At 64.4% G+C, this 18,123-nt stretch carries 16 protein-coding genes; 2 read left to right on the top strand and 14 right to left on the bottom strand.

The annotated features are described in order from the left end of the window. Window position 1: 1 nt before the first annotated feature. Complete coding sequence (locus ACN6KF_RS17960) at window positions 2-718, bottom strand: copper homeostasis protein CutC (RefSeq protein WP_434958152.1); 717 nt, start codon at window positions 716-718, stop codon at window positions 2-4. Continuing rightward, window positions 715-1,629, bottom strand: coding sequence for an ROK family protein (locus ACN6KF_RS17965; RefSeq protein ID WP_434958153.1), 915 nt, complete (start codon window positions 1,627-1,629; stop codon window positions 715-717). Before ACN6KF_RS17965 ends, ACN6KF_RS17960 begins: the two co-directional genes overlap by 4 nt. Window positions 1,630-1,821: 192 nt before the next feature. Between ACN6KF_RS17965 and ACN6KF_RS17970 the strand changes: the two genes are divergently transcribed. Beyond that, window positions 1,822-2,811, top strand: coding sequence for a LacI family DNA-binding transcriptional regulator (locus ACN6KF_RS17970; RefSeq protein ID WP_434958154.1), 990 nt, complete (start codon window positions 1,822-1,824; stop codon window positions 2,809-2,811). 54 nt (window positions 2,812-2,865) lie between these two features. On the opposite strand, the gene ACN6KF_RS17975 is transcribed toward ACN6KF_RS17970, so the two are convergent. The 12 genes from ACN6KF_RS17975 to ACN6KF_RS18030 form a co-directional block, all read right to left on the bottom strand. Then, window positions 2,866-3,657 (bottom strand): transporter substrate-binding domain-containing protein, encoded by a 792-nt coding sequence (locus ACN6KF_RS17975; protein WP_434958155.1) that lies wholly within the window; start codon window positions 3,655-3,657, stop codon window positions 2,866-2,868. 19 nt (window positions 3,658-3,676) lie between these two features. Continuing rightward, window positions 3,677-4,594: an isoaspartyl peptidase/L-asparaginase gene (locus ACN6KF_RS17980; RefSeq protein ID WP_434958156.1), complete on the bottom strand. Its 918-nt coding sequence runs from the start codon at window positions 4,592-4,594 to the stop codon at window positions 3,677-3,679. After that, window positions 4,594-5,328, bottom strand: coding sequence for an amino acid ABC transporter ATP-binding protein (locus ACN6KF_RS17985; RefSeq protein WP_434958157.1), 735 nt, complete (start codon window positions 5,326-5,328; stop codon window positions 4,594-4,596). The genes ACN6KF_RS17980 and ACN6KF_RS17985 overlap by 1 nt, the downstream gene beginning before the upstream one ends. Window position 5,329: 1 nt before the next feature. Then, complete coding sequence (locus ACN6KF_RS17990) at window positions 5,330-6,001, bottom strand: amino acid ABC transporter permease (RefSeq protein WP_434958158.1); 672 nt, start codon at window positions 5,999-6,001, stop codon at window positions 5,330-5,332. Next, on the bottom strand, window positions 6,001-6,672 hold the full coding sequence (locus tag ACN6KF_RS17995; protein WP_434958159.1) for an amino acid ABC transporter permease: 672 nt from the start codon (window positions 6,670-6,672) through the stop codon (window positions 6,001-6,003). The genes ACN6KF_RS17990 and ACN6KF_RS17995 overlap by 1 nt, the downstream gene beginning before the upstream one ends. Window positions 6,673-6,833: 161 nt before the next feature. After that, window positions 6,834-7,790: an ABC transporter substrate-binding protein gene (locus ACN6KF_RS18000; RefSeq protein WP_434958160.1), complete on the bottom strand. Its 957-nt coding sequence runs from the start codon at window positions 7,788-7,790 to the stop codon at window positions 6,834-6,836. A 299-nt stretch (window positions 7,791-8,089) separates the two neighbouring features. Continuing rightward, window positions 8,090-8,992, bottom strand: coding sequence for an OmpA family protein (locus tag ACN6KF_RS18005; RefSeq protein WP_434958161.1), 903 nt, complete (start codon window positions 8,990-8,992; stop codon window positions 8,090-8,092). Between the two features lie 10 nt (window positions 8,993-9,002). Beyond that, a complete protein-coding gene (locus ACN6KF_RS18010; RefSeq protein ID WP_434958162.1) occupies window positions 9,003-11,711 on the bottom strand; it encodes a DUF4384 domain-containing protein in 2,709 nt (902 codons plus the stop codon). Window positions 11,712-11,721: 10 nt separating this feature from the next. Beyond that, window positions 11,722-13,200: a caspase family protein gene (locus ACN6KF_RS18015; protein WP_434958163.1), complete on the bottom strand. Its 1,479-nt coding sequence runs from the start codon at window positions 13,198-13,200 to the stop codon at window positions 11,722-11,724. A 38-nt stretch (window positions 13,201-13,238) separates the two neighbouring features. After that, window positions 13,239-14,828, bottom strand: coding sequence for a caspase family protein (locus ACN6KF_RS18020; RefSeq protein ID WP_434958164.1), 1,590 nt, complete (start codon window positions 14,826-14,828; stop codon window positions 13,239-13,241). Between the two features lie 308 nt (window positions 14,829-15,136). Next, window positions 15,137-16,063 (bottom strand): c-type cytochrome, encoded by a 927-nt coding sequence (locus tag ACN6KF_RS18025; protein WP_434958165.1) that lies wholly within the window; start codon window positions 16,061-16,063, stop codon window positions 15,137-15,139. 380 nt (window positions 16,064-16,443) lie between these two features. After that, window positions 16,444-16,878 carry a c-type cytochrome gene (locus tag ACN6KF_RS18030; RefSeq protein ID WP_434958166.1) on the bottom strand — a complete coding sequence of 145 codons (435 nt, stop codon included), beginning with the start codon at window positions 16,876-16,878 and terminating at the stop codon, window positions 16,444-16,446. Between the two features lie 345 nt (window positions 16,879-17,223). On the opposite strand from ACN6KF_RS18030, the gene ACN6KF_RS18035 reads away from it, so the two are divergent. Then, window positions 17,224-18,105 (top strand): AraC family transcriptional regulator, encoded by an 882-nt coding sequence (locus ACN6KF_RS18035; RefSeq protein WP_434958167.1) that lies wholly within the window; start codon window positions 17,224-17,226, stop codon window positions 18,103-18,105. Window positions 18,106-18,123: the final 18 nt, after the last annotated feature.

Raw genomic sequence — 18,123 nt, forward strand, 5'->3', positions numbered from 1 at the left:
CTTATGCCATCGCCTTGCGGAAAGTGCAGACGATGTCGGCGCGGGTCTGGCGCCGCCGCCCCACGGCGAAGCCCAGGCGGACGGCCTCGGCGCTCCATGGCTCCCCGGCGGCGGAACAGGAACTGTGCACCTCGGAGACGGGAAGCGCCGCCAGCAATGGAGCGATATTGGCCGGCGTCAAGCCCGAACCCGGCATGATGCCGATCCGCCCCCGGGCGGCCCGATGCAGGCGCAGCAACGCCTCCAGTCCCTCGGGCGCGGTGACGGCTCCTCCCGATGTGAGGATGCGTTCAAAGCCGAGAGCAACGGCCGTCTCCAGAGCCGCCAGCGGCTCGGGAACGAGATCGAAAGCGCGATGCAGCGTGGTGCCGAGCCCCTGCGCCTGCACCCGCAGGCGCGACAGCAGGGCCTCGTCGAGCTGGCCGCCGGGCTGGGAGGCACCCAGCACCACGCCGGCGAGCCCTGCTCCTCCCGCTGCCTCGATATCATCAAGCATGATCTCGCTTTCCCGCGCGGAGAACACGAAATCGCCGGCCCGCGGCCTGATCATGGCATAGACCGGGATCGGCGCCTGCGCCGCCAGCCGCATCAGCCCTGATGATGGCGTCAGGCCACCGAGTTCGAGCGCCGAGCACAGTTCGATGCGATCGGCGCCACCCTCGATCGCGGCTTCGAGGCTGTGGGCGTCGGCAACGCAGATTTCAAGCAAGGCGGTCATAGGCGTTCTCCCTGGCGGGCGAGCAGGGCCGCGCCGATCAGCCCGGGTTCCGGCGCGAGGATGCTGGGCACCACCAGCGGCTCCGGGGAGTGCCGCAGGATGCGGCTGCGCACCGCCTCGTCCAGCCTTGCGATCAATTCCGGCACGCTGGCAAGGCCGCCCCCGACCGGCACTATGTCGGCGCCGACGATATTGACGGCCAAGGCCAGGGGAGAGGCGACGAGATCGACCTGACAAGCCACGCTGCGCGCCGCCGCTGCGTCGCCGGCCCGCCAGGCCGCGATGATCTCGGTACTGTCGCGTTCAACGCCGGTAAGGTGGCGATGCAGCCTTTCGAGGCCGCGGGCTCCTCCAACCGTATCGACGCAGCCTTTCTGGCCACAGCCGCAGGCGAAGCGGGGGAGCGCGACCGGCGGATTACCCGATTGCGTCGCCGCCACCGGTCCATGCCCCCATTCGCCGGCAAAACCGCCCGCGCCGGTTAGGATCCGCCCGTCGATGACCAGGCCGCCACCGATGCCCGTGCCGAGGATGATGCCGAAAACGATGCGATGCCCGCGCCCAACGCCTTTCACAGCCTCGGCAAGGGCGAAGCAGTCGGCGTCATTGGCAACATGCACCGGCACGCCCAGGCGTTCGGCAAGGTCGGGGCCCAGCCGCCGCCCGTCGAGGCAGGGAATGTTGGCGCAGGTGATAATCTCGCTGCGCGGATCGACGACGCCGGTGATGGACAAGGCGACGCCGCCGCCAGCCCCGCCCCCTGCTTGCCTTCTGAGATCCGCGAGCACCTGCACGAAGGCCTCGAAATCGCCGAGCGGCGTTGCAACGCGGGCAAAGGGCCTGATCTCGCCTTGAGGCGCGGCGACAGCCGCCTTGATGGCGGAGCCGCCGATATCGAAGCAGATCGTCATTGACAGAAGAGACCTTCCAAGCCGCTGTTTCCTGTATTAGAGCAAAGTGCGATTTCCCTGAATCGTGCTTTGCTCTAACTCGTTGTTTTGACGCATTTTCCAGGCGAAAATCTATCGACCTTTCTGAAAAATGCTTTAGGGCGTGTCGTCAGTCATGGTTTCGAATTTCCGGCAAGGAGCGTGCAAGGCCTCATGAGGCGCAAGGCAGCACCGACCATCAGCGACGTTGCCGCACTCGCCGGCGTCTCCAGGGCCGTGGCCTCGCGCGCGCTCTCCGCCTCCAAGCGACCGGTGTCCGGCGCCAAGCGCGATCGCGTCCTGGCCGCGGCCGCCGAACTCGGCTACCGCGTCAACCTCCTGGCGCAGAGCCTGACGACCAAGACCGTCAATCTCGTCGCCGTCCTGGTCAACCATATTCACGACCTTTCCGACCTCGATCTGTTCGACCTGCTGCTCGCCGAGATCCAGGCGGGCGGGCGGCAGGTCATCCTGGTGCGCGTCGGCTCCACAGACAAGGTCGAGGAATTCCTGCGTCAGGGCGTGGCCTATCACGTCGATGCCGCCCTGGTATTCTCCGATTTCGCCGATGCGGCGACGGTGCGGCGCATGTTCCGCTCCGACCTGGTGGTCATGCTGAACGGCCGACATGACCACCGCTCGCCCGCCATCATTCCCCACGAAGCCGTCGGCATCGGCCAGGCGGCCGCGGATGCCGCTGCCAAGGGCGTGAGGCGCGCCAGCCTGGTCACGGGCCGGGCAAGCTCCCTGGTGGAACAGGCGCGCATCGGCCTTTACGCCCAAGCTTTCGCGGCTCATGGCATCGAGTTGCTGCGAACCTTGCAGGGCGACTATTCCTATCGTTCCGGTCATGCTCTCGCGCCGGGCCTGTTCGAGGGCGACCACCCCGACGCGGTATTCTGCACCTCAGATGCCATGGCGATGGGCATTCTCGACGTGTTCAGGGCCGATTTCCCCGGCAACCGGCCGGCACGCTTCCGCCTCTACGGCTTCGACAATCTCTCGCTGCTCGATTTCGAGGCCTATCCGATTTCCTCGATCGGCTATGACAAGGCCGCCTATGTCGCCCGCATGGTGCGCCTGCTCAACGAGCCGCCGGTGGTCGAAAGCACATTCGAGCCGGAGTTGGTGCCGACCCGCTATGTGCCGCGCCTGACGGGGTGAGACGAGGCGTTATTGCCTCCTCCCCTTTGCGGGAGAAGGTTTTGCGCAGTCTCCTCACCACAGCGGCGTGAGCTTGGGCGGATTGGCCTTCTCGCCCCACCATTTCTTGTAATTGGCCTCGTAGGCGCCGGACTGGATATAGTCGGACACGAACATGTCGAGCCAGCGCACGAATTCGGGATCCCCCTTGGCGACCGCGATGCCGATGGGATCGTTGGAATAGAGCCCCGGCAGGGTGGCGAGCGAGGGGTTCTTGGTGGCGAGATAGTCGAGCAAGGACGAATCCTCGATCGCCGCGTCCACGCGCTTTTGCTGGAGCTGCAGCACGCCATCGGGCGCGAACTGGTCGACATAGACGAGATTGGCCGTCGGCACCGCCTTCTTGAGGAAGCTCTCGCCGGTGGTGCCGCGTCCCACCACCACCGACTTGCCGCCGAGATCCTCCAGCTTGGCGATGCCGGCATCGGCCTGCACCAGTATGCGCAGGCCCGCCCGGTTATAGGGAATGGAGAAATCCACCGTCTTGGCCCGCTCCAGCGTGGCCGAAGTATTTGCGACCACGATGTCGAGCTGCCCGGAAACCAGCATCGAGATGCGGGCATCGCCGGAGACATCGGTGAACTCCACGGGCACGCCGAGCTTTTCGGCCAGGAGGGTGGCGACATCGACATCATAGCCGACGGGATTGTTCTGGGCGTCTCGGAAGCCGATCGGCTCTCCTCCCAGCGAGACGCCGATGCGCACGCTGCCGCGCGCGCGGATGTCGTCGAGCTTGCCGGCAAACGCCGGCAGGGCGGCGCAGGCGGCGATCGCCAATCCCAATAATGCGGGCAGGATTTTCTTCATGTTTGTACACTCCCCTCAGTCAGATTGTTCTTGCCGGCCGGAGCTCGGGCTCCGCCATGCCGTCTTCCCACAGCCAGTAGCGGATCTCGCCCTCGCAGCGGAAATTGACGACCTCGTGACGGCCTTCGGCATCGGCCGCATGGATGACGACACCGCCGAGAAACCCCTCGCTGAGTTCGGCGAGTTCCTCCACGGCAAGGTCGACGGCTTGGCGCAACGACCGGCCGAGCTTGAGCGCGAGCACGATGGTGCGCGCGGTGGCGCAGCGCATGGTCATCTCGCCGGTATGGGTGCAGACGGCTGCACCATAGCGGCTGTCGGCATAGAAGCCGGCGCCGGGAATGGGGCTGTCGCCGAGGCGGCCGGGATATTTCCAGGCCCAGCCCGAAGTCGAGGTCGCGGTGTGGATGCCGCGCCGCGCATCGGCACTGAGGAACACGGTGGTGTCCCTCACCCGCTCCGGATCGGTGATCGTGCGCGATAGAGGCGCAAGCGGTATATCGGGAAATCGGGCCAATTGCTCGGCATCGAGCTCGTTTTCCAAGCGCTCGCGCCAGACACGCCTGGAATCTTCGATCAGCACCTCATCGACGGAGAAACCGATTTCACTGGCGAAGCGGCGCGCGCCGTCGCCCGTCAGCATGACATGGGGCAGGCGCTTCATCACAGCCTGGGCCAAGGCGGCGACCGGGATGGTGTCCGGGACGGCCCCGACCGAGCCGATCTCCTTGGTGGTGCCGTTCATCACGGCAGCATCGCATTCCATCACGCCGAGCATGTTGGGCCAGCCGCCATAGCCGACGCTGCGCACGCGCGGCTCGGCCTCGACCCGGCCTATGCCGGCAACCATGGCGTCGAGGCTGTCGGCGCCCGCACGCAGCATCTCGACCGTCAACGGGAATCCGGGCCAGGCTTCGGCATTGGCAAGGAGCAACATCAGTCTTTCCGCATTTTCGAAAGGAATTGCGCGATGCGCGGATGGTCACGCCCCACCTCGGGGGCAAAGAAGGCCTGCGTCGGCAGGTCGACCAGCAGCCTGCCATGTTCCAGGAAGACGATGCGGTCCGAAATGCGCCGGGCGAATTCCACCTCATGGGTGACGAACAGCATGGTGGTGCCGGAGCGGGCAAGCTTGGCCAGGATCGCCAGCACTTCGGCCGTCATCTCCGGATCGAGGGCGCTCGTCACTTCGTCGAGCAGAAGATAGCGCGGGTTCATGGCAAGCGCCCGGCAGATGCCGACACGCTGGCGCTGGCCGCCCGAGAGCTGGGCCGGATAGGAAGCCGCCTTGTCGCGCATACCGACCCGCTCCAGGAGGACGATGGCCCGGTGTTCGGCCTCCGCCCGCGACTGGCGCAACACCTCCAGCGGCGCCAGGGTGATGTTCTGCAGCACGGTCAGATGCGGATAGAGATTGAAGAGCTGGAACACGGTGGCCGAGCGCTTGCGCGCCTCGGTGAGATCCCGTGGCGCGGCGACATCGAAATCGTCGATGGTAATCCGGCCTGCATCGAGCTTCTCCAACCCGTTGATGCAGCGGATCAGGGTTGATTTGCCCGAACCGGAGGAGCCAAGCACCGAGACGACCTGCCCGGGTTCGATGGCGAGGTCCACGCCGTCGAGCACGCGATGGGAGCCGAAATCCTTGCAGACCTTCTCGACCTTCAGCACGTCAGATCCCTCTCCAGGCGCTATGGGCCCTCAGCCTTGTCTCATAGCGCGTACCCAGCCAAGCCAAGGTCTTGGCCGCCGCGTAATAGAACAGGCCGACCACGGTCCAGACCACGAAGGGCTTGAGGGTGCGCAGATTGAGGATGTTGCCGACCTTGGTCAGGTCCATCACGCCGATCACCGAGATCAGCGAGGTGACCTGGAGCTGGTTGACCAGGAGCCCGGTCAGCGGCCCGATGGCGAAGGCGATGGCCTGGGGCGCGACGACATGCTTGAGCACCTGCCACCGGGTGAGGCCGAACACCCTGGCAGCCTCGAGCTGATCGCGCCCCACAGCGTCGATGGCGGCGGTGGCGATCACATAGACGAAGGCGGCGGTGTTGCCGGTCAGGGTGATCGATGCCGCCGTGATGGGCGTGACATTGATCTTCAGGAAGGCCGGCAGGCCGAAGAAGACCAGGAAGAGCTGCACCAGCACAGGCGAGTTCTTCAGCAGTTCGGTTACAGCCGTCAGCACCGGATTCAGCCCCGGAATACGGTAGAAGCGCAATCCCGCCAGCAAGGCGCCGAGCGCCAGCCCGGCCAGCGTGGTGCCGGCGAACAGGCCAAGGGAGACGCCGAGCCCCTGCGCCAGCAAGACGAGGTCATAGGGTGTGAACTCGGTATACCGCATCAGCGCACCGCCTCCATCATGTCCCGGTTGAGGCGGCGATGGATGAGGCCGATGGCGAGCGAGATGAGATAGGTCATCGCGGCGTAGATGACGAGCAGCGCGGCATAGACCTCGAAGGGGCGGAAGGTGTTTGAGGCCACGATCTTGGCCGTGCCGGTCAGTTCGTTCAGCGTGACGACCGACAGGATCGAGGAAGTCAGGACCAGGTTGATGAACACCGAGCCGAGCGGCCGGATCGAAGTGCGCAGGGCGATCGGCATGATGACGCGGGTGAAGATGGTGCGCCTCGACAGGCCGCTGACTTCGGCCGCCTCGAGAATGCCGGTATCGATGGCGAGAATCCCGGAGCGGATGACGTCGGACGCAAAGGCGCCGCCGGCAATGGAGAGCGCGATAACGCCGGTGGCGAAGGCGTTCAGATAGACGCCGATTTCCGGCAGCCCATAATAGAAGAAGAAGAGCTGCACGATGAAGGGGACGTTGCGGAAGAGGTCGACATAGACGAAGGCGAGCCGCCGCAACGTGGGCGAGGCCGAGGTGCGCGCGATTGCCACCAGCGCCCCGCAGACGAGGCTGCCGGCGAGAGCCAGAACACAGGCCTCCAGCGTCAGCAGCGCGCCATGGGCGAGGAAGCCGACATAGGGCGTGAGGATGGCAAGATCGAAGCGCATGCTCGCTTCTTCAATAAGTGAAACCGGTTTCACTCTGAGTTACGAGCCCGCCAGTGTCAAGCTGCCGGGACGAGAGCGTCTCCCTGGAGCGCGGCGTTTCCAAGAGCGGACACCGCCCCATGGCTTCATGGGGCTGTGAGGTCCGCGCTCCAAAAGAGACTTTAGCGGGCGGCTTCCCAGCCCTTGTAGTTCGCAAGGTTTTCACTGGTGATCAGCGCGGGGTCGAGCAGGATCACGTTCGGATCCGGCTTCTTGCCATCGACGATCCCCGCTCCCAGTTCCAGCGCCTTGCCGGCCATGGCGTAAGGATCCTGCGACGCCGAAGCCTTGATCATCGAGGTGCCGCTCTTGAGCTGGACCTCGATATCCGGCGCACCATCGACACTGGTGATGAAGAATTCACTGCGGTTGAGCTGCTTGGCGGCGAGCTCGACGCCAATGGCCGTCGGGTCGTTGATCGCGAAGACGGCATCGACCTTCTGGAAGCGGGTTAGCAGGCTCTGGGCGATGGCGAGGCCGCCGTCGCGCGAACCCTTGGCATCCTGATCGTCGGAGAGGATCTTGATGTCGGGGCTCTTGGCGAACACCTCCTTGCAGCCCTTGACCCGGTCGATCACCGAGGAGACCTGCGGCCCGTTGACGATGAGGACGCTGCCTTTGCCCTTGAGTTGGTCGACGATGTACTGGCAAGCTTCGGCGCCGGCCTTGACGTTGTCGGTCATCACGGTGACATCGACCCCGGTCGCACCGACATCGAAGGCCGCCACCACGATTCCGGCCGCCTGTGCCTTCTTCACGGCCGGCAGGATGGCCTGCGGATCGACAGCGTTGAGCATGATGACGTTCACGCCGGAAGCGATGAAATTGTCGATCTGGGTGAACTGCTTGTTGAGGTCGTATTCGGCGGAGACCGAGGTCACCTCGACGGCGGGATTGATGGATTTGGCCTTGTCGGTGATGCCCTTGATCGTGGCGACGAAAAAGGGATTGCCGAGCGAGCCGACCGAGACGCCAACCTTCTTCAGGCTCTGGGCCGATGCGGGACCGGCGAGCCCCACCGCCAGGGCCATGGCGACCCCCGTCAGCGCGGCGCCTGCGATGCGACGTGAAAACTTCATATGGCTCTCCTCTGGAAACCCGTCCTCCCCCTGCGGCCTTTAACCCGTCAGGGAGGCAAAAAGTCCGGGAGGGCCGATCCAAAGTCAAGCGAGCAAAGGGGTAGACTGCGAAATAATCTGACAAATTCAGGCTCACGCGGCCGGCCTTCGCTGCGAAGCGAACACCACTACGCCTCGCCGGGTAGCATGGTATGTCAGAAACCCCACAGGCACGGCGTTGTCGCCGGCGAGGCCGCTATAGCACCGATATCAGGCCGTGGCGGAGCTTGCCGTCCGGCTGCATGCCTGGCTCCGCCGGATCACTTCACCTGATATTCCACCCGCCGATCAAAGGAGTAGAGGTCGTCACGGCTGTATTTGGAGCGATCGTCGGCGGCGAAGGGCTCGCGGTCGCCGCGACCGACGACGCGAATGAAGATCGGCAGGCCGCGGCGGCGCAGCGCCTCGGCCACCGCCAGGGCGCGGGCACTGGACAGCCTCATATTATGCTCGCCGCTGCCACGCTCGTCGGTATGCCCGATCAGGGTGACCTCGCCAATGCTCTGGGTCTTGAGAAAGTTGTAGAGATCGTCCACCGCCTTATCGCCGTCGGCCGTCAGCACCGCCTCATTGGTGTCGAAGCGGATCGGCACCGGCACGGACACTGCCGTGAAATTGCGAAAGGTCGGCACGATCACGCCTTCGGCCTGGCCGCGCACGCCGCGTGAGGAGATATAGCTCGGCGCCAGCGACTTGGCCTGATAGGCGCGCTTGGCCAGATATTCCTCGATCTCGCGCGGTGGCGCCTTGGGCACGTCCTTGACGTTGCGGATGTCGTTGATGGCCGCCTCATAGGCCTCGACGGCCGCCGGATAGTCCTTGCCATCATATTTCACGTCGCCCAGCGCCATCGCCACCTGCCAGGGCCGGGCGATCGCCGCCGCGCTGGCGACGGCCTGCGGGCTGTAGTCCCCGCCCGACTGCTCGCCGGCGAGCAGCACGGCCAGAGCCATCGAGCGGCGTGCCTTGGCGACATAGGCGCTGTCGCAGGAAGTATCCTTGGTGATGGCCTCCGCCAGGGCCGGCAGGGCATCCGCCTTGCCGGCACCGATCGCCGCCTTCACCTGCGCATCCAGGCTGGCGCAATCGGCCAGGGCCGCGCTGACTGCCGCCAGGCCGACGACCGTGGCGACACCCAGCTTCAGGATGAAGGAAACGCCCATCCTCACCTCCCTATCGCACCGGGATCACGATGGCGGTGGATGCGACCGACTGCTTGGCCGCGTCGGGAGCACCGGCCGCCACCTTGTTGCCCGTCGCCTGCGCAATCTTGGCGAACTGGGCCTGCTTGCGGCTGTCATTGTCAAGGCCGGAGGCTTCCTGGCGGTCCTCATTGGCTTCGACGACAATCTGGCGGGTCAGTCCCTGCTCGAAATTGGGGATCGAGGCAAAGCTATTGGCCACCGGATCGACCTGCATCCCGGCGATGCTGCGCGTCGCGCCGCCCACACGGCAGACCGCTACGACCTTCTCCTGGCCGGGATCGCGCAATTTGAAGGCGAATTTCGAGCCGGAACCGCCGAGCACCACGCGCTCGCCCGCCCGAACCGCGTTCTCGATCTGGAACTTGTTGGGGAAGATGATGGTGCCGGTGCCGGCCTTGTCAACGTTCACCACGAAAAGGTTGCAATCGCGGGTGGAGACCACCTGCATCACCATGCGGTCGCCGACATTATAGCTGCTCTTGTCCGCAGTGAGCTGCAGATCGAAGGAGCCGCCGGAGGCCGGCCTGTCGATCGGAGCTGCAACGGTCTGCGCCCCCTCGAGCTTGGAGGTGTCGAGCACGCGGTCCTCGGTCGCCCCTTCCACGAATTTCGAGAACAGCTGTTCGAACTGGTCGCGCGGCACGATGCCCTGCTCCAGGCGGCGCATCAGGGCGATGGCCTCGGGACCGGCGTCGATGAAGCGCTGCTTGAACTCTTCCGGCGAATAGCCGTACTCGGCGGCGGCGCGGCGCAACGAGAGATCGTCCTCATAGCGCTTGAACAGGGCGTTGGTCATTTCCACGCCGGCGAGCTTGAGCGTCGGGTCGAGCCCGGCCCGCTTCATCGCCGTATTGAAGCGCTGGAAATCGTCCTCGATGATTGCATCCATCTTGGCATTGTCGGGATAGAGCGAGGCGACGGTGTCGCGGATGTCCTTGGAGAAGGAGCGATCGGCCGTTACCGCCTTGCGCACCTCGTCCTTGGCCTTGCGCATGCCCTGGTCGTGGCAGCCCATGCAGGAAATGCCGTTGGTCACCGAAAGGTCGCGCCGCGACGGATCGCGGACGATCTGCGTCGGTCCCTTGTCGAGGCGGGCACCGTCCGACTTGTTGAGATAGTAGCCCTGGAACCCGTTGGGCAGGGAGAAGATGCTCTCGCCGCCGTCATGATGGAAGCCGTTGGCGATACCGTCCTGCTCCGGACCCAGCGGATGCAGGAACAGGCTCTGCTTGCCCTTCGAACCGGCGAAGTCATAGGAGGTCCAGAAATAGCCGGTGCTGATCGGATGACGCTCGATCAGGCGGTTGTTCTGCGACACGCCCGATTTCTGGAAGCCGGCGCGCTGGGCGATGAACTTGTTGATGTTGTCGGCCATCGGCACACCGAGCTTGTCGGTCAGGCCGGGGAAGTCGTTGGGCAGTTGCAGCAGCGTATCATAGAGCGGGGGCTGGGACGCGGTGAAGGCGAACCAGTCGCCGCGCACATAAGGCAGCTCGGTGTTGGTCTGCTGGGCGATGAAGTCATAGGCCCGCACATCCGGCTTGGCGGCGTAGGGATAGTTGGCGAGCACCGTATTCCAGTCGCTTTCCTGCCAGCCGAGGTCCTCGAGATTGATCCCCACGATGGTCTTGGCTTCGTCGACGGTGGCGAGCTTCACCACGTCGGAGCGGCGGCCGAGGCCGTTGATCAGCTTGACCAGGCCCTGGCGATAGACGTTCATCGCCTCGTCGCTGGCGCAGGCATTGTAGAGATTGGTCAGCGTGAAATAGCGCATGCCGCGGACGCGGTGATCGTCCTGCTTCTGGAGGTCGGCCGAGATCGCAGCGACGATATCTTCGGAGGTGACGAATTTGCGCCCGGTGCAGGCAGCAGCCTCCTGGTCGCCGGTTGCCTTGATCCAGGTGCGCAGCGCCTCGATATCCGCCGTCGTGACTTCCGGCTTCGTCGTATCGAACTCGTAGTTCACGTCATACGGCATCTCCTTGTTGAGCACCTGCTGGAACAGCTTGGAACCCTCGGGATTGCCGGCCTGAATGAGATGCGGATCCGCGGCGATCTCTTCCATATGCAGGATGTTGCCGAAATTCTTGGCCGGCTTCTCGCGGTTGAGCATGCCGTTCTGATGGCAGCGCGAGCAGTGCTTGTCCAAGACGTCGAAGGCGGCCTTGGCCACCGGATCGCTCGGCACCTTGATATCGGCGGGAATACCGGCGGCGGCGGCCGCCGGGGCTGGCGCGGGTGCGGGTGCGGGCGCTGCCGGAGCTGGAGCTGGAGCTGCCGCAGGTGTGGGAGCCGGTGCCGGCGCCGGCTCGGCAGCCGGAGCGGCGGCGGGCGCAGGGGCGGCTGGTGGCGGCGGCGCGGACGGAGCGGCGGCGGGCTCGGGTTTCGGCTCGGAAGTGGGTGGAGCCGGCGGTGCAGCGGCAGGCGCAGGCGTCGCAGCGGGAGCAGCGGGTGCGGCCTGGTTGGCCGGTTCGGCAGGTGCCGCCGGCGCGGGGGCGGCTACCGCCGGGTTGGCTGGCTTGCTGTCCCCCGCCGGCGCCTCGGCCGGCGCAGGGGCAGCCGTATTCTGATTGCTGGTCTGGGCGAAAACCTGCGAGGTCGAGGCCGCCAGCCCCGCCGTCAGCAGGGCGCCCGCGACCATCAGGCCGGCGATGCGCAGGGGATTGCGGTAAAACATGACGGTCTCCTCACGGGACGATTTCATAACGCATGGTTGCAACGGAACGTCCTATCGCCTTGGCATTGGCCTTGACACTGTCCGCATTGGCTGTTTTGGCGAGGCTGTCGGCCAGTTCGGGCAGGACCGACCCGTTGACCTCATCCTGCGGGATCACGTCGATCTTGCGCGTGACGAAGCCTTTCGACAGCTTCAAAGGATCAACCGCAACCAGCGCCAGGACTGTACCTTTTGTCACAGAGGTCGCATCGAAGCGCATGCCGTAGCTGGCATCGGGCACCATGATCGGGCTGCCGGCGCGAATCCGGCCATCCTTGCCATGGGCCGCCGCGATGGCGTTGGGAAAGAGCTGTACCACTTCGCCCTCGTCGGAGACCGAGAGCAGGATCAAGAAGCCGTCCTGCGAGGAGGTCACCTTGAAGCGCATGTCCCTGGTGCCCAAACGCACGGGCGATGGCGGAATCTGCTCGACGCTGACGCTGTCGGACAGTTTGGCCCCCAGCAAATCGAGGATCTTGTCCGCCGTTGGCTTGCCCTGGTTGAGTGCCTCGCCGCTCCCGGCCGAGGCGGTTCCTCCAACAACCGCAGCGACCTTGAGCGCCGCGCCATCCCCCGACAGCATTGGCGTCAGGCCCATCTCGCAACGGTCGCGGTGGCGTCCGCAATAGGCCGAGGATTGTGCCCTCACATAATCGAGCAGTTCCTGGTTCGAGACGGTGCCATTGCCATTGGCATCGGCCAGCCCCTTCTCGATGCCGTCGGCAAAAGCGGTGGTGAAGACGCCGCGATAAGCAGGCGCCGCCTCCTCGTCGACCAGAGCGGTCTGGGCGGGGGAGACCGCCTGCCATTTGACGAAATCGGTGCCCGCCGGCGCAGGCGCGGCCACCGGCTCATCCCCCAGCGCGGGCTCGACCACGATCGAGCGGGTGGAACCATCGAGCTGTGGCGAACGAGCGGCTGGATTGCCGCCGCCGCTGGCTTCGACGCTGATCGCCCGCGTCACCGTGCCGGCATGGCTGGAATCGATGACTTCCGTGATCCGGCGTCCGGCAAGCTTGCCGAGCTGCCGGTCGATCTCGTTGCGGCTCAGCGTATTGCCGAAGCCACCGGGCTGCATGGTGGCATCGAACGGCAGAAGGACGTCCTCGCGCCCGCTGCCGGTCTTGGCGGCTTGGCCCTTGCCCGCGAAATAGAAGAATACCCGTTCGCCCGACTTGCTGCCGCCGAGCCAATCGCGCAACCCGGAGAGGATCGCCGTGCCGGTCGCCTGATCGTCGAGGAGCAGCCTGACATCGCTCTTGTCATAGCCGAGCGCGCCCGTCAGCATCGCCTGCATGCGCAGAGCGTCGGCACGAGCGCCGCCCTTGAGCTCGGCCGAAAGCTCATCAGCCCGATAAGTGTCGATGCCGACGATCAGGGCTTTGTCGGCCAAGGCCGGGGTGGCGCCCACCAAGGCCATGACACCGACCACTATCCGGAACTTCCGCATGAATGGCATCCGAATGAAGGGCCTCCAAATGAAGAGCCTCATGGCGTCCCCGCGCTGGTGAAGACGTTGGCGATGCCGACCGTGACCGATTGGCCGCTCAGGGCGTTTTTCAGCGTATCAGGCAGGTCCTCGGCAGCCTGCGGGCTCGACAGTTTCTGCAAGGCAGTGTGCAACTGGTCCAGCGGCTGGTCTGACAGGACGGCGATCAGGTGCTCGGCGCCGAAAGGCGGATCGCGCACCTGCAGCGGCAAGGTGAAGGGCTTGCCGCTCCAATTCTCGTCGCGCTCGGCCTGGGAGGTCGGATAGAGGAATTCGACCTTGCCGTTGGGCGGCAGGTTGAACAGCGTCATGAAACGGTGATTGGAAGCGGCGAGGCCCACCGTCAGCTTTTCGCCGCGGTTGAAGGTGCGCGAGCCGCCTGCCACTTCGAAAGGCTGGATCGAGCCTCCGGCCATGGCCTGCAGGAAGGCGATCGCCCGCCATTTGGCGACGATGCCGCCAAGGCCGGAGGGCTGCACGCCCTCGGCCACCACACCGGCCACGCGCTTTTCCACGGTGCCGGCGGCCGCGTCATAAACGAGGTCGGCGCCGGCTTCGTCGCTCACCAGCGTAGCGCCGGGAGGAGCACCGGCGAGGCTGCCATTGCGCACGGCAAGCGTAAGCTGGGTATTCGTCGCAACCTGCTCGGCAACGGCGATTGCCTTCACGATATCGTCCTGGCTCCCCTTCGGGCCGGCCGCCACGGAGCGGAAGACAGGAATATCTCGGCTGATATCGGGGAAGGACTGCGAGACCTGCTGGCTCTGCGTCGCCTGCAGCACGAAGGCGCGCACGAAGGCGACGAGTTCCTTCTCGGTGGTCACGCCGTCATGATTGGCGTCGGCCTGCCCCTCCACTGCGCGCGAGAAGGCGTAGGACAAGGCACCGCGCGGCTGGCCGTCGATCGCCACCTCCGGCACCAGCTTGTCGTCGGCAACGCCCGCCAGGAAGGTGAAGGGGTCGTTGGCAGCGATCTTGGTCGAGACATCAGGCACGGGCGGGGCGAAATCCAGCAATTCCTCACGCGAGATCTTGGCCTGGGGCGTCGCGCGATAGGTCAGGCCCAAGGTGACCGAGCGATACATTGTGCCGGAGTTGCAGGCGTCGATGACAATGATGGGATAGACCTTCTTGGCGGCCGCCTCCTTGAGCAGTACCGCCATTTCCTTGTCGACGATGCGATTGGCGGCACCCGGCAGCCTGGGGGCGAAGTCGGCCATCACCAGGATATTGTTCAACCCGTCGGGCGAATCGGGATCGTTTGGCTTGCCGGGCTCGCGCGAGCCGTGGCCGGCATAGCTGAAATAGAAGGTGTCGCCGGGCTGGGCCTGGTCCATCAACTCCTTCCAGGCGGCGAGGATGTTGGGTTTGGTTGCCTGCTTGTCGGTGATCAGGGTCAGCTTCTTGACGCCGGCCTTGGTCAGGGCCTGAGCAATGTCCTTGGCGTCGTTGACGGCACCGTGCAAGGAGTTGATCGGCGCTTCATAGGCATCGATACCCACCACCAGCGCATAGGAATCGGCGCCAAGCACCGGTGAAGCGAGTATCAGCCCCGCCCCGGTCACAATCGCCCTGATCGACGTCAGCATTCTCAGCGCTCGCACCACGTTTTGTCCCTGCCTACAGCAAAGCGCGCTTATGAGAAAACGCTGCTTGGCTCTCACTCCCCGTTTCGGCGCGTCTTGCGTTTCAGGCCAGATATCCAGGCCTTCCCGAGGCAAGGCTGGAACCTGGGCACTATCAAAGCCTGCGTGATTCCTCCGGGACAGGAATGGCCCCGTCCCGGGAAGCCTGCATGGAGCGCGTTCCTGCCACACGGACCGGACCACGCTCTTTAAGTCCTTGTTTCAATGCATAATCTTGTCCAAAAAGTCGCGCAACCTTCTGGGATTATGCTCTATGGCTTCTTCGGCGCCTTACCCGGGATCGCCGGCAGCGTCACCAGAAAGGCGGCCATCGCCTTGCGGTCGTCGTCGCTGAGATGGCCCGTATTCTGGACCACTTCGGCCATGCTGCCACCCGCCGAGTCATAGTCAGGCGTGAAACCATCCTTCAGGAAACTCGCGATCTGCGCCTCGGTCCAGGTGCCGATGCCGTCGGCATGGGGGGTGATGTTGGGCACCCAGCCCTTGCCTTCCGGATCGGGCCCGCCCGAAAACCGCTTATCCGCTTCAATACCGCCAAACGCGTTGCGCGGGCTGTGACATTCGGAACAGTGGCCAGGACCGAGCACCAGATAGGCGCCGCGATTCCACTCCGCGGTCTTGGACGGATCGGGCTTGAAGGGTTTGTCGTCGAAGAACAGGAACTTCCAGCCACCGAGCAGCCGGCGGATATTGAAGGGAAAGCCGATCTCATGCGGTTTGTCGGCGGTATCGACCGCCGGCAGCGTCTTCATATAGGCATAGAGATCGCGCACATCCTCCAGCTTCAGCTTGGCGTAGGACGTGAAGGGCAGAGCCGGGTACAGATGCTCGCCCTCGCGCCCGACGCCGCGCTGCAAGGCGTTGACGAATTCGAGCTCACTCCAGGCGCCGATGCCCTGCTTGGCGTCGGGGGAGATGTTGGGGGCATAGAAGGTGCCGAAGGGCGAGCCCAGCGCCAGCCCTCCACCGAGCTTGAGCCGCTCTTCCTGGCCCGGGGACTTGTGGCAGGAGACGCAGCCGCCGATATTGAAGATTGTCTCGCCATTGGCCAGGTTCGGCTTGTAATCCGCCGTGAGGACAGAGGCCGGCAAGGGCGCGGGCTGCGTCACGAACCAGAACACGCCCAGCCCGATCAGGCCAAGCACTACCAACCCACCGAGTATTCGCTTCAGTGACATCCGGGAAAGCCCCCTTTTCCGGCTTGAACGCCATTGTTCAGGCCCGTCTTGCCTGACAGTCGCCGCAGCCGGTTTATTCCCCGGTCGCGCCAGCTGCAGATTGCGCGGCCCTTATCGTTTTTTGCCCCGGCCGTCCCCTCACCAGAGCATTCTGTGATCTGAATGACTCAGTTCAAATCGCAAAGACGCGCCAGAGCAAAGAGCTAGAGCAAATAAGCGTTCAAGCCTGAACGCGCTTTGCTCCAGATGTCCCAGGGTCATTTTGGCGACCCCGGACAATGCGGTCACACAGCCTCAAAACGACATTACCGGGACGAGCCCGGCAATGTCACTTCGAGATCAATTTCCGGTGAAGCATCCCGGCAAGGCGCAAGCCTGCCTCAATTCTTCTTGATGCGATAGGTGCCGTGGCAGGCGTTGCAATTGGCGGCAACCGTGCCGAAAGCCTTGGCGAAACTGGCCTGGTCTGCCGCAGCGAAAGCTGCCGTAGCGTCCGTACCGAGCTTGGCGGCGGCGGTCTTGAAGCCGGCCTGGTCTTCCCAGATCTTCGGTGCGGCCGTGGTCGGATCGGTGCCGCCGGTCTTGCTGTCCTCGGGGAAGAGCGTGGGCAGCTTGGCCGAGTCGTCGACATAAACCTGCAGCAACGCCTTGACCTTGGCAGCGTCGAACGGCGTCTCGCCCTTGGCGACCCCTGCCAGTTCCTTGGTGTTCTTGGCCATGGTCTTCATCAAGGCCTGACGATCTTCGATCGGGCCGGCAAAAGCCGTGGCGACGCCGGCGGCAACCAGAGCAGCGGCGATAACGAAACGTTTCATACAGTTCTCCCTCACATGGGCAAAACGACGCGGTGGCGAATAGCACCTCGTTTTTGTTCCAATCGCAAGTGGGTAGCTTGGAATTATTTCAAATCATCCGGCGTTTTTGCGCTTGACCTTTGCGGATGTCATGGCCGCGTCACGCTACATCGTGGGACCCGGCGGCAGGACGCATGGCCCGAGCCGCTCGACACTTGGCCGGCCCTATCGATCAAAAAAGTATCGGTGTCCACGTCGATGGCTGGTAGCTGGCGCCGCTGCCTTGCAGTAGGGTTTTCAGGGCAGGACACTCCTTGACAAGAAAATGACAATGTCCGGCAGCCTGAGACATGGGAGGCGAGGGCGATGGAGCCACAGCTTGAACTGGTTCAGATTCATAGCGGCGAATCCTTCATCGTCTGGGCGCATGGCTATCCCTTCCGCACGGTCCGCTGGCACTTTCATCCCGAATACGAAATTCACCTGATCACCGACACGACCGGGCATTGTTTCGTCGGTGACTTCATCGGCGACTTCGTGCCCGGCAATCTGGTGATGACGGGCCCCAACCTGCCGCACAACTGGATCAGTGACGTGGCCGAGGGCACCACCATCCCGCGCCGCTGCATCGTGCTGCAATTCACCCAGACCTTTATCGAATCCTGCATCGGTGTGTTCCCCGAGCTCGAACCGGTCGCCGCCCTGCTCGACGAGAGCCGGCGCGGTCTCCTGTTCCGGCCCGAGACCGGAGAAACCGCCCGCAGGATCATGACCGCACTCCTCAACGCCCAGGGTGCCGAGCGTATCGCTTTGTTCGTGCAGCTCCTCGGCCTGCTCACTGCCGACAGAGGCCGCAAGAATCTCACCAGCGCGAGCTATCTGCCCGATCCCTCGGCCTATATGTCGGGCGGCATGAACCGGGCGCTCGCCTATGTCGGCGAACATCTCGAGGGCAATATGAGCGAGGGCGCCATCGCCGCCATTGCCGGGATGACCCCCGGCGGCTTCTCGCGCGCCTTCAAGCGCCACACCGGCATGACCTTCGTGCACTACGTCAACCGCATGCGCATCAACCTGGCCTGCCAGCTCCTGATGAGCGAGAAGAGCCCGGTCACGGACATCTGCTTTCGCATCGGCTTCAACAATCTGTCGAATTTCAACCGGCACTTCGCCTTGCAGAAGGGCATGTCACCGAGCCGCTTCCGCGCTTTGTTCAACGAGAACCGGACCTCGAATTTCGCGGCCTGACGCCGCCGCCGAACCATT

It is taken from the genome of Labrys methylaminiphilus subsp. lupini (assembly GCF_051161885.1).
GTDB lineage: Bacteria > Pseudomonadota > Alphaproteobacteria > Rhizobiales > Labraceae > Labrys.